Below are 17,595 nucleotides of genomic sequence, written 5' to 3' on the forward strand. Positions count from 1 at the left end.
AGACCTCAGCTTTCTGAAATTGATTCACCAACAGTTCCAACAGTTTCAAGCTTGGCGATCTGTTTGTCTTGAATTTCCACTTTAAAGATCTGTGTCATGGTTGGGTTTTTAACATTTTCAATCTTATATTGTGTTTTCAACAGCACCATACCAGTCACATTTTGTTCTGCCGAGGGTGTCAAGAAAATTTGCATGTCCTTAATGACATTTTCAAACTTGATTTTTGGTGTATCTGGAATGCCAGCTGCGGTTAATTGTCCATACACGTTTTTGTTCACATATTTTTTTATCTTGGTGAACCGGTCTTTATAACTCTTTTCGTTGTACTGATATTGAACTTGAAAGAAGTTTTCAAGTAGCCTTTTATTAGCTGGATCTTCTGTTAGTTCTTTTTCAGTTACCTTACTTTCGTAATTTGTTAACTCCCCTTCTTTTTTCTCCATTTCATGTTCCATGGCCGTCACTTTTTCATTCATTTGCTTCTTCTTCTCATTTGCATCTGACAGATTAGCAGCGAGAACAATGTTTACAAAAATTGATATAAAAAATAAGACTACAACAGTAGTCTTAATAATGATGTTTTTCATAAAATATCCCCCTATTTAATTACGCGGCCAAAACCAGCCAAGTGCTTTTTCCAATATCCTTGATTCCAATTTGAATAACCAATACCTGAATTGTTCGCATCATACATTCTTTTCTTATCTACATAAATTCCTACATGAGTGATCGAGCTTGCAGGACGGCTAGAGTTTGTACCTTTAAAAAACACCAGGTCACCAGGCTTTGGATCTGCAATTTTTATTGAAGTGTTGTATTGCTCTGCTGCTGTCCGAGGCAAATTGAAGCCAATTTTTCTGTAGTTGTATTGCGTGAGTCCAGAACAATCAAAGCCTCTTATCGGGCTATCTCCGCCCCAGGTATATCCCCACCCTTTATATTTCGATACTTCATTCATTAATTTTGTATATTTTTTCTTTCCTAATGGTGATGCGTCTGCATTCCCCATGTCACCAGAAGGTGCATTTAGGTATTGCTGGACTAACAGGACATAATACATATTTCCATATTTATATCTGAAGTTTCCATTGAAATCAGCTACAGGATTGGAATACTTCACCCTAGACCCACCCGCTTTTCCTTTGGCAAATGATTGTGCCAATTCAAACTCATATTTCCTACCATAACTTTTAACGTAATTATTAAAACCCCCACCAAAGTTATAACTTTGAACGGGGGTCCAATAATCAAGCTTTTTCTTTTGTGAGTCTCTTACTAGGTTTGAGAAATACTGTACTCCCACATCGATTGAGACATTAGGATCGGATATAGAGTTTGGGGGCAATCCTAACGATTCTGAACTTTGCATAATGTCAGCCGAACTCCCACCACTTTCAACCATCATGATCGCTAGAATCACATCGACATAATCAGGAATTTTATACTTTGCTGCATATTCTGTGACAACTGGCCTCCAAGCTTCTACTTTTGCGTTAACTTGCGCCGTACCAGAATTCTGATTCTGTGCTTCATTTCCACCGATAAAGGCTGCTATTGCCCCTAAGAAAATGAGCATTAGGAAAACAATAATTGCTATTATAACGTTTTTCCTTTGTTTATAACCTTCTTTAGCAACGGTAACAGCAATTTTTGTTTCAACTACTCCACTCATCTTACATCACTCAATTGCGATTCTAATTGAATGATCTCTTTCTGACTTTTCATCACCTGAGTTTCGAGATCAGAAAGCTTAACGTTGTCTTTTAATTTCTCTTTTTCATTATTAACCTTAGATTTCTCTTCAATGATTTTATCATTGAGGTTACTTATCTCAATTTGGATGCCTGCGATTTTGCTCCACAATCCAGCATCTTTTCTTTCAGTCTTTGTTACTCCTAATGTACTTGCAGCTTCGCCGTCTGATAGTCTATTAAAAACGTCAATTGCAAGTTCAAATTCTTCATGATCTAAAAACGCCAATCCGAGCCTTATCATTGTATGCTTACTGTTAATCAAAGCAATTAAATTCGATAAGTTCTCAACATCAAATTTTACAATGGCTTTTTCATTTTCAACGAAGGTTGACTTCGATTTTAACTTTAGTATTTCTTCTTTCTGATTAAGCTTATAGAGCTTCTCAATAACCTTTTCTTCAACCTTCTTGTCCATCGTGATTGCCTTATTATAATCACCTATATCTACAAGCATTTCTGCAATATCAAGGCTAGATTTATTCTGTTTTCTTAACGCTGTAATTGCTTTATTGGTGTCTTTACTCGCAAGAGCTAATGAAAGTTCTTGCTGCGATTTAAGATCCTCTTCTTTAGAAGCATACTGATTGACAACTTTATTTTCAGTTACCTTCACTACAAGCACGATCCCAAACAAAAGAACCAAAGCTGAAACGCCTATTATGATAAACTTATTCTTGAATTTCTTTTTTTGATTGATCGAACTTTTATTGACCTCTTCGTAACATCTAAATTGTTCAGCCTTCAGTTCATCATCAACAATTTTCTTTAATTCACCTATAGATTGCGAATGAAAAACAGAAAACATGAACTGATTATCTTCCTTCAACAACAAATCACTTTTATGGATGCTATATTTTTTGTAGTTGAACTTATCACTTAGGAATCCCAGGATAAAAAATTTGTATTGATCTAAATGACTTTGTTGATCATAAGGTAACTGCCCTTCACTGTTTGACCTATACATAATTTTAAAAGAGGAATAATTTTTTATATAAATGTTTGCCGGATCTAAGTAAGTCATCCCTTTGCATGCAGATAAAGGTTCTTTATTCAAGAAGTTTTTTATAATTTCCAATTTAACTACTTTACTTTCAAGACTTGACTCATCTAACGACTCGTACTCTTCAGGAATTGTATAAGAAAGAAATATTTTACCTGACTCCTTACTAGCACTATCTAATTCCATAAATAATGCAGAAGGATTTTCAAGTTCTTCTAGTTCATCCAGGCTCTTAATACTAGATGAACTTTCACTAACCTCAATCTTTCGTTCCTTTCCGTTCTTGTACAGGGTAATGTCACCAATCATGCTAATCTTGGTGATTTTCATGCTGATCCCTCTTTCCTGCCGATATCAGTTTTTAATTTGGATCTTTCATCTTTCGATAAAAAGACCATGGACGCCCAATCTGGAACAATATTAGGATCTTTTCCAGTCAACTTTCTGTACCTTTCTGGATTGAAAAGACGAAGCTCTTCTGTTGTCAATTTCACTTCCATTTTCGCACGTTTTTCACCATACAAAATTAATGCTTCAGATTGTCTTTTCCTTCTTAAAAATGCTTGCTCTTTTTCTGATAATTTAATTTCCAATTTATTGCGTACATCTGCAACCTCATTAGGAGCCATTCCAAAAAGAACTACTGTATGGCTATTTCCTACAAGAGCTGCACCGATTGTATGGCTTTGACCGTTAGCAGTGGTATCTTCTTGAAGGATGTCCTCAATTTGTTGAGTTGTAACTGTAACACCAGCATTGTATTTTCTAAATCGCTTAAATGCTTGTTTAAAGAAGTCTCTACTATCTGGGTTTGTAAGTAGAAAGTGAAATTCATCGCAAAAAAGATGATTAGACGTACTTTTTGTGCTTGTGATAATTTCCCAGAGATAACTGAATGTATTCAGATACACAACTGATTGCATATCTTTTTCAGTCTGCAAAGGTTTTAGATTGAAAGAGATTAGTTTACTTGTTAGATCTATGTTAGTGTGTCCATTTAAAATTGTACTTGAACCAAAAACACAGTTCTCTAGAACGTCACAGTATGTTTGAATGCTCTCGAACTTTCTAAGGTCCGTTTCTTGCAACTTCATTAATGCATTGTATAAATCTTCTAGAATAGGGAAGGCAGTTGGTTTCATTTTTCCAATGTTCTTCACTTCACGAAGTCTTGTATATAATTTTTTACATTCATAAGAAATAATAGAGAGTTGCGCCCGAGTCATTTCAGGCATTAAAATCCGATGGATACCTTTCATTCTTTCAACCTTCTGATTGATTAAGCCTTCAATTTCTTGATCACTCAAATCAGCATCAGCACTTTTAATTACATGATCTTCATCACTCTCTAAATAAACAGAATGAATGTCAAAAGGATTTAATCTATATGGACTTGCACTCGATAAGTCCAATACAGTTCCACCGAGTTTTTTTACTCGTTCACTGCTTTCATTTTCTGGATCAATCAGATAATTATAGTGAATATTTTCAGCGATTTTGATAAGAATGTCTTTGCCTATATAAGTTGATTTACCAGTACCAGAAGCTCCTAGAATGATTTTATTTCTGTTCAAAGTCTTTCTAGGATTACGATAGTTAATAGCAATATTACTGTTTGTGTCTAAATTCTTGCCTTCAATGGTAGAGGTGGATGTTAAATCATGAATCTCATTATCATCATAGGGGAAAAAAGAACTTGCACTGTTAGAATTGGTCATTGAATAAGTGTACTCTTTGAGTCCATTCATACCAATCGGAAGTGTTGACCAAAATGCATCATCCATTCTTCTATATGGAATCGTACCTTGTAACCTTGTTTGATTCAGAACGTTGGTAACACTCTTCTCTAATAAGTTTAATTCTTTTTCGCTTTTTGCCTGAATCAGAACATAAGTATATAAATATAGGAAAGTACTTCTTTCCTCCAACGATTCTTCGAGCTGCGCTTTGGCAGCATTCATCTCACTACTAATTTGACTACGCTTCAAGGGGTCAATGGTTCTTTCTAGTTCAGCCTGTTTGTTCTTAATAGCTTCGTTATAGTGCGCTCTCATGATATGATCGCTTGCTGGTTCCATGTGCTGTGATATCACTACGTTTCCCTTTAATTTTTTTAAAGGACGCAGCCAATTACCTATTGGTCTCTTTGGATAACTCATAATGACAAAAGGTTTGATATAATTACCGCCAGAAGCAATGTATTCACGTTGAAATTCAAAAACGAAAGGACTGATTTTTTCAATTGTATCTCGATCAATCAGCCCTTTAATTTCATTTATTTGTTCTGGTTCAACTTTTTGCTCTTTCCTATCTTTAAGGAATTTCAGTAAACTCAAAAAACTCACCCTCTTATTTGTTATGGTATACAGAAGTTTTATAATCTAAAAATTGATGCATTAAATGAGAAGCCTCATTTCCATTTAAGACCTTTGGCGCACAATCATAACCAGATAAAAGTTCATTAAGCCCAGAAATAACTTCTTCCCTCTTCTCATTCAGTCTAGTTTCTGCGACTCTCAGCTCTTCGAAGGTAGGTTGTTTCAGTTTTTCCTTAATTACTAAAAAATGCGCTTTTACGGAAGTGTCAATATCTGTTTCTAACTGCTGATACTCATAGAGATATGATGCTACTAGCTGTTTCATATCATTGGTTAAACTAGAATCGTTTTGTGTATCAATAAACCTTTGCTTCCACTCATTCAAAAATGGGGTCATAACAACTGGAATTGCCATTGACACATTTTGAGGTTTGTAGTGAACGTATGTCGAAATAAACTCTCCATATCTATCAAACAACTCGTCCACTTGATCTGAAGATAATTGATCCATGTTTACACCATCTGTTTGTATAATAGTAACTATTTCATTTTCTTTTAAGAAAATGAAATCAGAATACACACCTTCAAATGGACTTATATCATTAAAGGTTTTCATCGATAAACAACTCCTTATTCTTACTTTTCACAAAGTACACTTTTTGTTTCTTTTTATATGCGAAGTATTCTTTTATAAAATCACGCATATGAATGTTATCGCGTTGCTTGACCGGTCTGTACATCACATACACTGAAGGAGCCAGTATCAAAGCAACCACAATTACAAATTTACCTATCCATAAACCAATAGATGTATACGGTGGAATTACGACAACACCTAGTGCTAAAAGAAAGAAAGGAACAATGATAGTAAACAGTGTTTTGACCGTAACGTTCCCAAAAATTTTATATTTGTTGTCCACATTCTCAGGAAAGTACCATTCTCTAGCAGCATTACCTGAGACTGAAAAAGTCTTTTTTATTCTTTCATCGATAAGTTTTTCTAAGGCTTGATCATCCATGTGCAGTTAAACCTCCATTAAATTAAAGAGACAAAGGAATTTCCCTTTGTCTCTCGGAACAATTTATTACACGAGCAATGAAAACCCCCATGGTACAATCCACGAAACCGCAGCACCAGCACCAACACCAACAAGTACACCACCTAGACTCTTCCACATTTCATTTCTTTGATGTGGATCATCGTAACCTGGTAAGTGCTTAATAACAATTTTAATAGCTGCTACTACGCCAACTGCCACAACAATTCCTGTCAGAACGCTTGATACAGCGACAATTGCTTTGTTGAGTTTTGCTTTAACTTGACCTGTACTTGCAGCTGCTTGTCCTACTTCTGGAATACAAGTGGAAACCACTAATACAGCAGCAAATGTTAGTAATAACATCCAATGTTTTTTAATAAATTGCATCTTTCATTCTCCTTTTATAAAAGCAAACTTGTTGGTTTAGTTTAATTTCATCCATGCAAAACTTTTAATTAATCCAAGCGCATTAACTTTAAACGTGTCAATTAAAGCAATTGTGTTGATTTTTTTGTTCATTACATTAATTAATTGCTGGAATACTTCAGGGATAGCCGCGGCTAACAGTGTTCCTACTGCGACACCAATAATCAAAGAAAATATACCGTTAATACTACGATCTGCGTTCATTTCAAAACTCATTTTTTAATCTCCTTTTTGTAATTTTTAAAAAAACAAACTGACTTCTCTCTTATAGGCTGATACCTTCTTTAATTGTCGTTACTTTCTTGATTGATTTTTGAACTTCCTGTTCATGTGATTGTGTTTGTTGCTCTTTAAACATATTATTTTTATTACGAGTATCTTGAAATTGATCAGGATAGAGCTTCTGAAACGCAGGAAAAAGTGCTTTCAGTGACGCGTTTTCGCTCTTCATGCTATTAATCTCTTTTTTAATTCACTTACTCTTAATTTTTTGTTTTTAGTTTAATTTCATCCATGAAAAACTTTTAATGAATCCGAAGGCACTGCCTTTAATAGTGTCAATTAAAGCGATTGTGTTGATCTTTTTATTCATAATGTCGATTAATTGCTGGAATACTTCTGGAATTGCCGCGGCCAATAACGTACCTACTGCTACACCAATAATCAAAGAATAAATACCGTTAATACTACGATCTGCGTTCATTTCAAAACTCATTTTTCAAATCTCCTTTTTTATACGTTTTTTTGTAATTAAAAAAAGAGAAACCAGATGGCTTCTCTCTTACAAACTGATACTTTCACTTTTGATTGTTGTTACCTTTTGGGTTGGTTTTTGAATATCCTGATCTTTTGATTTTGCATGCTGTCCTTCAAACATTTTATTGATTTTAATTTGAGTATCATTAACTTGGTCGGGATAGAACTTCCGAAGTGCTGATACAAATGTTTTTAGTGCCGCATTTTCACTTTTTAAGCCATTATTTTCACTCTTTAAAGTGTTATTCTCAGCAATTAATTCGGCTACCTTTGGCACTATGTCTGATAAATCCTGTTTCTCTACAGCTTGTTCCGCCTCCTTGGCCGGTTCCTGTTTCTCTACAGCATCCCCTGTTGGGTCAGGAAACTTAGCATCAATCGAATCACTCAAAGCTTTAAATTTATCGTTGATACTTTGTACCTTATTGGTGATAAGGGAATTAATTTCATTCTTTACACCGTCAACTTTGTTGGTAAAAGAACTTTTAATATCATTCACGAATGATTTAAATAATTTTTTTACCTGATCAATCAGCTTTACATATTCTTCTTTAGCATGAAGATCTTTAGGATCTGATTCAATGACATCTTTTTGAATACGGCTAATTGTCGATTCAAGATAAGATAACTTTTCAAGAACATTTTTTGTGAAGTCCTCCCCTGGGGCAGCAGGACCCTTAGTTTTCTCGGACTCTTTCATTTTCAACTGATTCTTTAAATCAGCGATAATCTTATTATTCTTTTCTGCTTGTTCCCTTAAACGCATATTCTCTTTTTTAATTTGTCGTTTCTTCGCCATGTTATCGGCTCCCTCCATTCAAATGAAAGCAATAAAAAAGAAGCAACCATTTTTAACTAGCTGCTTCCTTACAATTCAAGACCTTGATTTTTTTGTCTTGGGGCCTTCGTTGGTTCTAATTTAATTGTATTGTCCTGAGAAAAAGAGACCTTCTGATCAAGAGCCTTAATATCAAGATTGGATAAGGATACTATTTTGGCGTATGCGTTTGGAAGGCTTGCCAGACCTTTTGTGTTTAGTCCTCCTCCTTCAGATATTCTATGACGCATAGAGATGTGTAAAGAGTCACATAACCAGGACAAAGCTTCTTTAAGCGAGCCAATACCTTTTTCACCTATAGTTACTTTGTGGACGTCATCTAAATGAGTACATCACTTCACTTCGATGTCCAAATGCTTCTGTGCTGTATTCATCTCGATTCGAATCCTTTACATCATGTAATACTGAATCTTTGATATCAATCAAAACATCTTTGACTGTTTGAATTCGTTTATTTGAATTTCTTTCCATTACAAACCCACCCTTTAAAATTATTTATTGTTGTTTAAATTCAGGTCTCGTTAACACCTCCTTTCAGTATTCACTTCATATAATTGATTGCTTTATATAAAGAGTTGAAAAGCTCACTTATATAAGGGAATTGTTCCATCGCAAAACGCAAAGCAAATGCCAACACAACCAATGAAGAAATCATTAACATATTTTTGGCCCAGTTATGCATGTCATCACCTCACAAGACTGGTCGTTGAACCAGGTTTCTTTGTAAGTTGATCTGGAACATCCATAAAGAATATTTGAATCTTACCATTCACTGTGTAATTAATATCTGTGCCATAAGGTTGCTTTGATGACACATCACTTGACACTTTGTAACGGCCAAAATAATACTTGTTTGAGTAATTTTGAATATCTTTACTTGCCTCGGATGTTAAACCGCCATGTGACTGTAATTTCGAACTAACATAGTTTTTGAAATCGTATGTCTGAATACTCTGAGCGCCAAAGATAACTAAAGCCAGCAGGAAATACATTTTGAAGAAAAATTGTATCTGCGATGTAAATTCTCCGGCAGCATCCTCCATTTGCATTATGACTCCCCCCTTTCCAGCAACGAGTTAGATTAAAAGTTCATGTTCTTAGTAATAACCGTCACCGCGACACCAGCCATAAAACCAAACATAATAATGACATTCAGCATGGTCATCTTGGTTGGGTACAATGCAAACCTGTTTTCTTTTTGCAGGCGAATCATCTTAACGCTTTGCATCATTGCCTTACTTGCCTGCATATTTAAATTGTCAATAATCGCTGGATCAGCTGAATTGTGTTTGTAATTGTATAAGGAAGTCATGAACGTCTTTGAACCATCTGTACCACCAGCTGCTTCTTCTGAAAACTGTAAGTAAGGATCTACTTTTCCTGGGTTCTTAGTGATGTTGTTTATGAGTCGGAAAATATGATCCTTAAATTCACCAGGTTCTAATTGATCCAAAACCTTTCTCAAACCAACAATAATGCTGCCGTTATTACTCTTAACAAAATTCACTACAAGCCTTTGAAATACAAACCAGTTAATTTGCTTTTCATACAAAAGATCACGAAACTCAATTTTCTCTTTTACATAAGCTTGTCGCCATGTATGAGTGAAAAAGAAAATGGCAAGAAACCCTAGCCATGGTGATAAGATAAGAGCCGGTAACACAGCACCGATCATTGAAAGTATGGCATTTCTCAATCTTTTCTTTTGGAAATGAATAAACTCTGCTTCTCCATAACCTGATTTTTCAACCATTTCAAATAAATCTTCTTCAGCTACCAAATACCAAAACCCTTTACCCTTCACTTCTTCTCACCTTCTTTCTTCTCCAACCTTTAATTTCAGTTACTTCATCATCCATTAAACGATTCTGGAAGCTATTAAAATGAAATGCTGATAAACCAATCACAAGCGCTGATGAAACCCACCCGATAGGATTATGGGCGTAATATAACAAATAGCCATTAAACCCCATTGCAAAGGTTAAAATGGCTATTACAGTTAAGTTATAATAAGTTGTCAGTTTGAACTGTTTCTTGAAAGTTTCCTTTGATTTTTTCAACTCGTTTGTCTCACTCATAATTTCATTATGCCATTCAGCTAGATTGGTAGTTTGGTTTGAATCAACCCTTCCTTGTTCAGAAATGATTGATAAATAATTGATAAAGAGTGTGAAAACAAAATCTGAAGAATATTTTTCAGCAAAAGTATCAAAGGCTAAACGTTTTTGTTCTGTATTACCAGCCATTAATCTGGCAATCAACTCGTCTACATCTTCTTTAAACTCTCCTTTCAATATTTTTTCTGAGTTCCATTTCAAGGAACTAATGACCGTTTGGTTACTATTCATAAGTAAATCAGTCATATTCAAAATGAATCGATTTCTTTGCACCCTTGCTTCATCGAGATAGTACCGTTGTGCGTTATTTCTCATAATAACCACATAACCATAGACGCTACCTAAAAGGCCCCCTATTAATGCCAGCCACCAATAATAGAACAAAATCATAACTACTCCAAAACAAACCATGAATGGTACAACTAGCGTGGTAAAGATCTCTTTTTTGCCTATCTCCTCACCATACGCTTCTCTGTACGCATTCATTTCATCAATAGTCATGACCTTTTTTTCATATCCAAGCACCTTTATTACGCCCCTTTCGGGAGACCATCATAGTCAACACGATATCTTCTAAGATTTCTCAAGAACGTATCTGGCAATTCTCCAATTTCCGAATGGAATTGGTATCCATCAAATTCCTGTTTGTATACAGTTGTGGCCGTTTTATCAGCATTAAAGGCAACGATCTCTTGTAAGTAACGAGTTTCTGTACCATCCTCATGAAGTGCAACATCTGAATGAATACCGAAATCTAGATAAGTATAGATATTTTTTAGGAATGTTTCATCATTCACATGATATTTTTCTTTTGCCATTCCTAACAAACGATCAGGCTGAGCACGCGCATCGAAAGCATGAAGTGTGGTTGAAATCCTATGTCCTGTTAATAAAGCTTGATACATCTGATAGACTTCAGGCCCAACGACTTCCGCAACCATTAACCAATCAATATCAGATCTCAATGATGCTTTTTGAATTAATTGATCAATTGGTGCATTTTCATTCGCAATCCAATAGAAGATGTTTTTATGTGGAAATGTCTCTTTTGCATACATGTCCTTATTCGTTTCAATAATATTAATTCGCTCTGTATCTCTAATAAAATCAATATAAAGTTTTTGTAATGTTGTCTTCCCAGCACCTGCTTCACCAGAAAATGTGATACTTGATTTTGTCAAAGCCATGGCTCTTAATAATTTTGCAACATATTCTTTTGCAACGTTGGTAAAGTTGTTTTTATTAAGAATCAGGCCAGGCTTTGAAATTCTTATCGCAAATGTTTCACCGTCTGTAGCAACACTTGAATCAACCATATTGACCCGTAATCGATTCAAACTTGTGTTAACTATTGGGCGTTGAGGCGTTAATTCAGTCTGAGTAGTTGAGTTGATTTTTGCTATAATCTTTTTAGCAGCTTCCGTTTCTAATTCAATTGAGTAAGTCTTAAATCCATTTCCCTTAACCCATAATTGTGTACCATCATATCCAATGTCTGTTACATCGGAGTTTTTTCGAATTTTATCAATTACGCCAAGACCAACCAACTCACTCATAATATAATCTAGGTCATTTGATAAATCTTGTTCAGGAATGATGTTTTTCAAATGTTCTTCAAGAAGACCTCGAAGAGTATCTTTAGACTCTTCCTCAACAAATGCATTATGAAAAATTTCTGAGTGATTAGACATAAAATACTCTTCTATTTTTAAAATCGTGTCCTCTGAAATTTCAGATTTGGTTAAAGTTGTACTCAACCTATTCCCTCCTTATGTTTTGTCCGTTGCAAAGACAATTTTAAAAGGTGATCCTTTATCATCGACCACCTTTACTTTAATCGCCTTATAAAATCCATCTGTCGTTTTGAGATATGAGAAGGCAAAGTTTTTTACCTTTCCAGGCTGATTTTTATTGATAATCCTCTTAAAGTCCTTCTCAAATCCTGATTCAACAATGATTACTTTTTCTTCATCAACACGAATACTTTTGTCTAAGTTCTGCGTTGCAGCTATCTGCGCAGCATCCTGCATTTCTTTCGTTAAATCGTTATAATGACTGCTGTTCATTGTCTGATAGACAATATAAGCAATCAAAATAAAGCCAAATACCAACAATGTCATCCATTTTGGAAAATGTCTCATATAAGACTCCTTTCAATCACATAACCTACCTACAAAACTTTATATAGCACTAGACTTAAAGCCATTAGACCAGTTAAAGACGAATATACGTTATAAAGTATCTTGTCCTTCTTTACTTTAGCAAGCTTAATTCTCATAAATAGTGTGAGTAAGAAAAGAACAGCTGCGGCTCCAATAATTACTGGATAATAGTTTTGGACTAAGTTAAACATTCAATCTTCCTCCTAATAAGTAAGTTTAATTATTTTGGTTCGATTTAGTGGTATGCATTGACATCAATGCCAATTTCATTAACCAGTAGATAAATAGTAACTGTGTTACTAGTATCCATATCTTTGTGGTGTCCTGTATTTCGATTTCTTCCATGAAAGGAATGAATACACCCTCTTTGCTTAAAACTGTTAAAGAACCAATAAAAGGATATAAAAAAAGGACAATTAGGCATTTTCTCAGTGGTTGGCCCATGTCCTTTTTAAACTGCTTAAATTGTTTGTTAAACGTGGCTTTTCGCCATAGGTGCTTTAGAGTCTTAAACCGTTCATACCATTTGTCATATTTGAACTTTGGTTTAAACAATTTCTCAAATAAGTTTTTTCTTGTATTCTCTTCTCTTTGATCTAAAACTTCAAGATCCTGAAGTAATTCTCTAGTAATTAACCACACTTTTCTTTTTTGAAACCAATTTTTCGCTTGACTATTCACGTATGCTCTGGCTAATAGAATAGATTTTGTGAAATCACTTTGATCAGTAAACATTGGAACGAAAATTCGTTTCTTTCTATCTACTTTCAGTTCGCTAACGGTGTATGTGCAAGACTCAAATGGATATTTTTCCTCCAAATAACAATCTATAACCTGATATTGCGAATTTAAGGGAAGCTGACAGTGATCATACCTTTCAATAATCTCGTAACCTTCCTTCTCTAGAAAGACCTTAACTCGTTTATAGTAATTACTGTTCTCCTCTGAGGACCAATTAATCAATCTTGCATCTAATGGTCTATCCTGCACTTTGCTATCTAATGATTTAATTGATTCATTATCCATTTGTTCCACTTTCAATCGACTCTTCTATCAACTTAGCATTTCTAATTTTAAATTCAGTTTCTTCCCAATTCCAATCATCATGAGCCATACGATCAGCTGCTTGCTGCGCTGCTTCATCCAGATCTGGATCATTTACACCCTCAAAGTCTCCTGTCACCGTAACTGTTGTTGTGAAGTGCTGCGTTATGTCTAATTCAACTTCAAACGTCTTTGTATTCAAATATGAGTTGATTTTTGAGATAAGTCCATATACTAATGCTGATTTCGTAACTTGACCAAGATTAAGAATACATTTTTCATAAAGATCTCTGGCTGGATGCCCTTTGTGTAAAGTCATGATTTTTTGATCAAGACTGATGACATTTTCTGATGTAGTTTGTTTTAAAAATTCCAATAAACTATGAACATTCTGATCCTCAGAAGAGAACTCACTAGTGAACAGAAAAAGAAGTGATTTTAAAAGCATTGACTCTTGTTCAAAAAAGGCATCCTTTTTTACATAAGGATTTTTAGTTCCAACTATAACGTTTGTAATTTCATTTACATCTAATTCACTGTCAATTTGATTGAATGATGTTCCTGGGAAGTTCTCACGAATCTTTTTCATATAATTTTTAATATGGCCTGATGTTTTCAAAATAACTCCAACCCTTCTCTTTTATAATAGAAAAAGGGCCTATATTTAGGCTCCTTGGTCTTTCAATTAGCATTCAATTGGAATAAAATTAGCGTATTTCGCCTGATCTAGCCTATTGATGTCTGATACAGCTGCATGAATTTTTGTAATCTCAGAAGGCATAACTTCAATTGGCATGCTATTTACCACTCGATATTGATCATCGATAAATACATTCATTTTGATTTTTTCAGCAAACGCTTTTTGGTGCATCTTAAAAACTAGCATCTGTAATTTTTCATAAAAGTCATGATCCAGCAAACTTAGATGTAACATTGTATTCTTTTGAACAGCTTTTATCAAATGATCATTAAGCTCACGTTCATCATGATGACCATTTAATATTTTATATCCCCTTTCTTTTAAAACAGCTATTTCATCTGTATATTCATCAAGAGGATTGATAATTAGTTTAAAATCATCGGTATCATTCAGCAAACATAATTTTAATTTAGTTGTTTTACCAATTACACCATGAAACAACAAGTGTTGTTTCGGGAATAAATGATAGCCCTTACCACTGCCGGATGTTCCTAAAATAATTTTATTTCTATCAGGTATTTCTCTTTTTGGATCAAAGAAACCATTAAATGGTATTTCTGGTTTAATCTCATGCACCCTTTTCATATATACCCAACCCTTCTCTTTATCTTTTTTTTGATACTGTATGGTTTAGTCTTGAAACGTTAAATCTTCGGCTAAAACTTCAATTTTTTTTAGAACATCAGTATTTTTTTTTGATTCTAGCCATTCAATAAGATCCGACAATATCAAATGGTCTGGTTTAACTTGGTTGTATACAGAGACACAGACAGTAACACCCTTTTTTCCTAATGCACCAAAGATGTTATAGTGTGCACCAGGAGAGCCGATTTTCTCCATATCATGATATATTGACTGAACCATATTCAAAAGTTGATTCTCATTACTTTTTGATCCATTGTTCATCTTTGCTTGTCCACCCTTTCGGCAACCCTTCAGGAAAAGGATTGTCTAAGCTAATTGGCTTCATTAACACAGCATCTTCCTTGATGCTCTTGGAGTCCATATGCGCGATCATATGAGCATAAACATTGAGGTTATGGTTCACAACAAAACTCACCTGGTTCACGCCAATCGCTTTAGTTGATTCAAAGGTAAACTTGTAATCACCGATGTCACCCCAAATTGGAAGGTAAAACTTCCTTTCTCCATTTATTAATTCGTGTTTGATACGTTTATCTTTCTTCCGTACCTGTTCATCTGTAAACAATGAACCTGTTTGTTTTTCAACATTGACATGCTGTAATTCGTAGGTGTTAGAGATCGTTGTACTATTCCCACTTTTAGTGGCTGCACCTTTAGTTTTTTCTAAGGGAACAGACGCGATCTTATTTTTAACTGGATAATCAATATAACTCTTGTCAACGATAGATGTTGGTGTTTTCATCAATAATTCCACGTCATCGGACCATGTACTGATCTCATTTTTATAATTGATGTTCACTGGCATTTCAAAACCATAGCCTGTTCGCATTTTTGACAAGGGTTTTAGAGGAATAGAAAGTGTTTCATAATAAAGCTTCATGTCCTTGTTGATTTCTCTTTCTGTCATGACCACGCCTTTATATTCAAGGCTAGTCGCGTTGGCCGCATTCACTGTAACTTTCTTCTGGCTGGCTGCATATCCGTCTGTTGTAAGCGCAGCAGTCTTAGTAGCAATATCAAAAGCATTCTTGTTAAAGCCTTCGAGCTTCACTGTATACGCCTTTTTCTTATTTACTACAAGATCCGTTGCCGGAATTTTCATTTCTGTTTTAGTTGGCAAGCTCTTTGCCGTATATTCCTTTGTTGCCACTACCTTTTTCCCTTGATAGATGGAAAGCTTGATTTTTTCCTTACTCATGTCATTTACGCTATCAGGGTATACATTGACCCTATCAAGGTTAATCTTCACTGGCAGCCCCTTAGATGCAAGCTCAGTGTATATCTGGATCTTCTTCATACTGGCCTTGATCAGAGGCACGTCATAATAAAAAGTGATTACAATATCTTTGCTTCCGATCTCCCCTTTTTGGACGGTAGTGGAAACTGGTCGATAAGTGTAATCACCTTTCTTTAAATCCTTCTTCGGTTTGTAACTATATTTTGAGCCCCTTACATACAAGTCTGACTCAGTTTTAATAACGCGATCATCCCTTGCATCAACATGCTTGACTGTCACTTTACGCTGCAAGTTGTAATAAAACTTTACTGTCACGTCCTTATTACCCAGCACCCCTTTTTTTGTCTTTTTATCAACAGGAATGTACTTGTCACCGTTGTCGGTGATAGAGCTTTTCGGATCAAAGGAATATTCTGTACCAATATTCCTTGTGTATTTCTCTTCTTTTAGAAGGTTGTTGTTGTGTTTATCGATATGCTGCACTGTAATTTTCTTTTGTCTAACTTCAAATTTTGCTTTGAATGAAGTAGTATTGTTTGGGTCTGTAAACAGTTCTCCAAACCCTAATACTTGATAATTCCCACCATTAGGAATCGCAATCAGTGGTCGAAAAATCTTCAAGCCACTTTTTAAATCACCCGTATTATAATTTAACGCCTTGTCTAAAGGTGCTTCTAAATGAATTTTTTGCCCCCCATGTACTTTCATTGGTCCACCTGTTATTTTTTTACCTGTAGATTCATTCACAATTGTGATACCTGAAGGAACTTTAATTAGAGTATGATTCTTTTCAGATGTCTTAAAAGTAGTCGTTTGTGAAACTTGTTTATTCCCCTTTACGCTTACATTTAAATCCCTATCACTAAATTTTATACTTCTATCTAAACTTTCACCATTTACAACCAAATCCCATAGTTTGTCATAATTCGGAAGGCTCTTTCCAGAACTACCACCAGAATATAATCGATCTAAAATCAAAGATGTAGTAACAACACCCTCTTTTTTGTCTTTGAATATATTTTCATCTCCTCCCCACCCATAGTACAATGCCCTTTGTACTCTCTCGTCGTCATACGGTGTTGGCTCTTTATACTTAGAACCTGTCGGCGGTGACGCTTTAGAATGTTGAAAACAATAAGCCTGTTTCCCATCTACTCTAAAGTCTCCTACAATTGAACCACGATAAGAGATCGCTCCTTTATATTCAATTTTGGGAGCCGCTGCCTTCGCTTTGACTGGCTTTAAAAAAGAAAAAATGGAAGCAATCACCCCTTGTTTATGATCAAGGTCGCTTTCCATTAATAGTTCTTGATTTGTATCTCCTTTTTCAATCAATCCGTTAAGCGTTGCTTTGACACGTTCCCCATCAACTAGCATATAGAGAACTTCGTCATTCATTTCTAGGAATCCATCATGATTAATCCCAAAAGTCTTTATTCCTTCACCTTCTGTGTGAGAAGAAGGTAAATATCCTGTAATCATACTCAAAAGCATGATTACAATTACCGTTAAAAGTTTTCGTTTTCCTAGCGACGCTTTATTTTTCATTTCGACACCT

At 35.0% G+C, this 17,595-nt stretch carries 23 protein-coding genes; all 23 read right to left on the reverse strand.

Features of this window, described 5'->3' with window-relative positions; genetic code table 11:
• Nucleotides 1-5: 5 nt before the first annotated feature.
• Nucleotides 6-587 (reverse strand): hypothetical protein, encoded by a 582-nt coding sequence (locus LC033_RS08190; RefSeq protein WP_226567783.1) that lies wholly within the window; start codon nt 585-587, stop codon nt 6-8.
• Nucleotides 588-598: 11 nt separating this feature from the next.
• Entirely contained in the window at nt 599-1,672 is a 1,074-nt protein-coding gene (locus tag LC033_RS08195) for a bifunctional lytic transglycosylase/C40 family peptidase (protein ID WP_226567784.1), read from the reverse strand.
• Nucleotides 1,669-3,084: a hypothetical protein gene (locus LC033_RS08200; RefSeq protein WP_226567785.1), complete on the reverse strand. Its 1,416-nt coding sequence runs from the start codon at nt 3,082-3,084 to the stop codon at nt 1,669-1,671. Before LC033_RS08200 ends, LC033_RS08195 begins: the two co-directional genes overlap by 4 nt.
• Nucleotides 3,081-5,090, reverse strand: coding sequence for a VirB4 family type IV secretion system protein (locus LC033_RS08205; protein WP_226567786.1), 2,010 nt, complete (start codon nt 5,088-5,090; stop codon nt 3,081-3,083). Before LC033_RS08205 ends, LC033_RS08200 begins: the two co-directional genes overlap by 4 nt.
• A 13-nt stretch (nt 5,091-5,103) precedes the next feature.
• Entirely contained in the window at nt 5,104-5,688 is a 585-nt protein-coding gene (locus tag LC033_RS08210; protein WP_226567787.1) for a TraC-like domain-containing protein, read from the reverse strand.
• Nucleotides 5,675-6,091, reverse strand: coding sequence for a hypothetical protein (locus LC033_RS08215; RefSeq protein ID WP_226567788.1), 417 nt, complete (start codon nt 6,089-6,091; stop codon nt 5,675-5,677). The genes LC033_RS08210 and LC033_RS08215 overlap by 14 nt, the downstream gene beginning before the upstream one ends.
• A gap of 66 nt (nt 6,092-6,157) precedes the next feature.
• The gene (locus LC033_RS08220) at nt 6,158-6,475 is read right to left on the reverse strand and encodes a CagC family type IV secretion system protein (protein WP_226567789.1); all 318 of its coding nucleotides are present in this window, start codon (nt 6,473-6,475) and stop codon (nt 6,158-6,160) included.
• A gap of 60 nt (nt 6,476-6,535) precedes the next feature.
• Nucleotides 6,536-6,754, reverse strand: a complete 219-nt coding sequence (locus LC033_RS08225; protein WP_226567790.1) for a hypothetical protein — start codon at nt 6,752-6,754, stop codon at nt 6,536-6,538.
• A 49-nt stretch (nt 6,755-6,803) separates the two neighbouring features.
• The gene (locus LC033_RS08230) at nt 6,804-6,989 is read right to left on the reverse strand and encodes a hypothetical protein (protein ID WP_226567791.1); all 186 of its coding nucleotides are present in this window, start codon (nt 6,987-6,989) and stop codon (nt 6,804-6,806) included.
• A gap of 45 nt (nt 6,990-7,034) precedes the next feature.
• Nucleotides 7,035-7,241 (reverse strand): hypothetical protein, encoded by a 207-nt coding sequence (locus LC033_RS08235; RefSeq protein ID WP_226567792.1) that lies wholly within the window; start codon nt 7,239-7,241, stop codon nt 7,035-7,037.
• Nucleotides 7,242-7,319: 78 nt separating this feature from the next.
• Nucleotides 7,320-8,093, reverse strand: a complete 774-nt coding sequence (locus LC033_RS08240; protein WP_226567793.1) for a hypothetical protein — start codon at nt 8,091-8,093, stop codon at nt 7,320-7,322.
• A gap of 354 nt (nt 8,094-8,447) precedes the next feature.
• Complete coding sequence (locus LC033_RS08245; RefSeq protein WP_226567794.1) at nt 8,448-8,603, reverse strand: hypothetical protein; 156 nt, start codon at nt 8,601-8,603, stop codon at nt 8,448-8,450.
• A gap of 215 nt (nt 8,604-8,818) precedes the next feature.
• A complete protein-coding gene (locus tag LC033_RS08250) occupies nt 8,819-9,181 on the reverse strand; it encodes a hypothetical protein (protein ID WP_226567795.1) in 363 nt (120 codons plus the stop codon).
• Between the two features lie 32 nt (nt 9,182-9,213).
• Entirely contained in the window at nt 9,214-9,936 is a 723-nt protein-coding gene (locus LC033_RS08255) for a hypothetical protein (protein WP_226567796.1), read from the reverse strand.
• Nucleotides 9,926-10,774 (reverse strand): hypothetical protein, encoded by an 849-nt coding sequence (locus LC033_RS08260; protein ID WP_144487940.1) that lies wholly within the window; start codon nt 10,772-10,774, stop codon nt 9,926-9,928. Before LC033_RS08260 ends, LC033_RS08255 begins: the two co-directional genes overlap by 11 nt.
• A gap of 5 nt (nt 10,775-10,779) precedes the next feature.
• Nucleotides 10,780-12,006 (reverse strand): ATPase, T2SS/T4P/T4SS family, encoded by a 1,227-nt coding sequence (locus LC033_RS08265; protein ID WP_226567797.1) that lies wholly within the window; start codon nt 12,004-12,006, stop codon nt 10,780-10,782.
• 12 nt (nt 12,007-12,018) lie between these two features.
• Nucleotides 12,019-12,390 (reverse strand): pXO2-26 family protein, encoded by a 372-nt coding sequence (locus LC033_RS08270; RefSeq protein WP_226567798.1) that lies wholly within the window; start codon nt 12,388-12,390, stop codon nt 12,019-12,021.
• 29 nt (nt 12,391-12,419) lie between these two features.
• Nucleotides 12,420-12,602 (reverse strand): hypothetical protein, encoded by a 183-nt coding sequence (locus LC033_RS08275; protein WP_226567799.1) that lies wholly within the window; start codon nt 12,600-12,602, stop codon nt 12,420-12,422.
• 25 nt (nt 12,603-12,627) lie between these two features.
• Complete coding sequence (locus tag LC033_RS08280) at nt 12,628-13,446, reverse strand: hypothetical protein (protein ID WP_226567800.1); 819 nt, start codon at nt 13,444-13,446, stop codon at nt 12,628-12,630.
• Nucleotides 13,430-14,074 carry a hypothetical protein gene (locus tag LC033_RS08285; RefSeq protein ID WP_226567801.1) on the reverse strand — a complete coding sequence of 215 codons (645 nt, stop codon included), beginning with the start codon at nt 14,072-14,074 and terminating at the stop codon, nt 13,430-13,432. The genes LC033_RS08280 and LC033_RS08285 overlap by 17 nt, the downstream gene beginning before the upstream one ends.
• A gap of 66 nt (nt 14,075-14,140) precedes the next feature.
• Complete coding sequence (locus tag LC033_RS08290) at nt 14,141-14,740, reverse strand: hypothetical protein (RefSeq protein WP_226567802.1); 600 nt, start codon at nt 14,738-14,740, stop codon at nt 14,141-14,143.
• Nucleotides 14,741-14,785: 45 nt separating this feature from the next.
• Entirely contained in the window at nt 14,786-15,061 is a 276-nt protein-coding gene (locus LC033_RS08295) for a hypothetical protein (RefSeq protein ID WP_226567803.1), read from the reverse strand.
• Complete coding sequence (locus LC033_RS08300) at nt 15,039-17,585, reverse strand: thioester domain-containing protein (RefSeq protein ID WP_226567804.1); 2,547 nt, start codon at nt 17,583-17,585, stop codon at nt 15,039-15,041. Before LC033_RS08300 ends, LC033_RS08295 begins: the two co-directional genes overlap by 23 nt.
• Nucleotides 17,586-17,595: the final 10 nt, after the last annotated feature.

This window comes from Bacillus stratosphericus, from assembly GCF_020524495.1.
GTDB classification, from domain to species: domain Bacteria; phylum Bacillota; class Bacilli; order Bacillales; family Bacillaceae; genus Bacillus; species Bacillus stratosphericus_B.

Bases quoted from the DNA above. Each gene is read 5' to 3' on its own strand.
- LC033_RS08245 (WP_226567794.1), bottom strand. From the start codon at position 8,603: ATGGAAAGAAATTCAAATAAACGAATTCAAACAGTCAAAGATGTTTTG.
- LC033_RS08230 (WP_226567791.1), bottom strand. From the start codon at position 6,989: ATGAAGAGCGAAAACGCGTCACTGAAAGCACTTTTTCCTGCGTTTCAG.
- LC033_RS08300 (WP_226567804.1), bottom strand. From the start codon at position 17,585: ATGAAAAATAAAGCGTCGCTAGGAAAACGAAAACTTTTAACGGTAATT.
- LC033_RS08295 (WP_226567803.1), bottom strand. From the start codon at position 15,061: ATGAACAATGGATCAAAAAGTAATGAGAATCAACTTTTGAATATGGTT.
- LC033_RS08275 (WP_226567799.1), bottom strand. From the start codon at position 12,602: ATGTTTAACTTAGTCCAAAACTATTATCCAGTAATTATTGGAGCCGCA.
- LC033_RS08215 (WP_226567788.1), bottom strand. From the start codon at position 6,091: ATGGATGATCAAGCCTTAGAAAAACTTATCGATGAAAGAATAAAAAAG.
- LC033_RS08225 (WP_226567790.1), bottom strand. From the start codon at position 6,754: ATGAGTTTTGAAATGAACGCAGATCGTAGTATTAACGGTATATTTTCT.
- LC033_RS08200 (WP_226567785.1), bottom strand. From the start codon at position 3,084: ATGAAAATCACCAAGATTAGCATGATTGGTGACATTACCCTGTACAAG.
- LC033_RS08250 (WP_226567795.1), bottom strand. From the start codon at position 9,181: ATGCAAATGGAGGATGCTGCCGGAGAATTTACATCGCAGATACAATTT.
- LC033_RS08195 (WP_226567784.1), bottom strand. From the start codon at position 1,672: ATGAGTGGAGTAGTTGAAACAAAAATTGCTGTTACCGTTGCTAAAGAA.
- LC033_RS08240 (WP_226567793.1), bottom strand. From the start codon at position 8,093: ATGGCGAAGAAACGACAAATTAAAAAAGAGAATATGCGTTTAAGGGAA.
- LC033_RS08220 (WP_226567789.1), bottom strand. From the start codon at position 6,475: ATGTTATTACTAACATTTGCTGCTGTATTAGTGGTTTCCACTTGTATT.
- LC033_RS08290 (WP_226567802.1), bottom strand. From the start codon at position 14,740: ATGAAAAGGGTGCATGAGATTAAACCAGAAATACCATTTAATGGTTTC.
- LC033_RS08235 (WP_226567792.1), bottom strand. From the start codon at position 7,241: ATGAACGCAGATCGTAGTATTAACGGTATTTATTCTTTGATTATTGGT.
- LC033_RS08270 (WP_226567798.1), bottom strand. From the start codon at position 12,390: ATGAGACATTTTCCAAAATGGATGACATTGTTGGTATTTGGCTTTATT.
- LC033_RS08190 (WP_226567783.1), bottom strand. From the start codon at position 587: ATGAAAAACATCATTATTAAGACTACTGTTGTAGTCTTATTTTTTATA.
- LC033_RS08210 (WP_226567787.1), bottom strand. From the start codon at position 5,688: ATGAAAACCTTTAATGATATAAGTCCATTTGAAGGTGTGTATTCTGAT.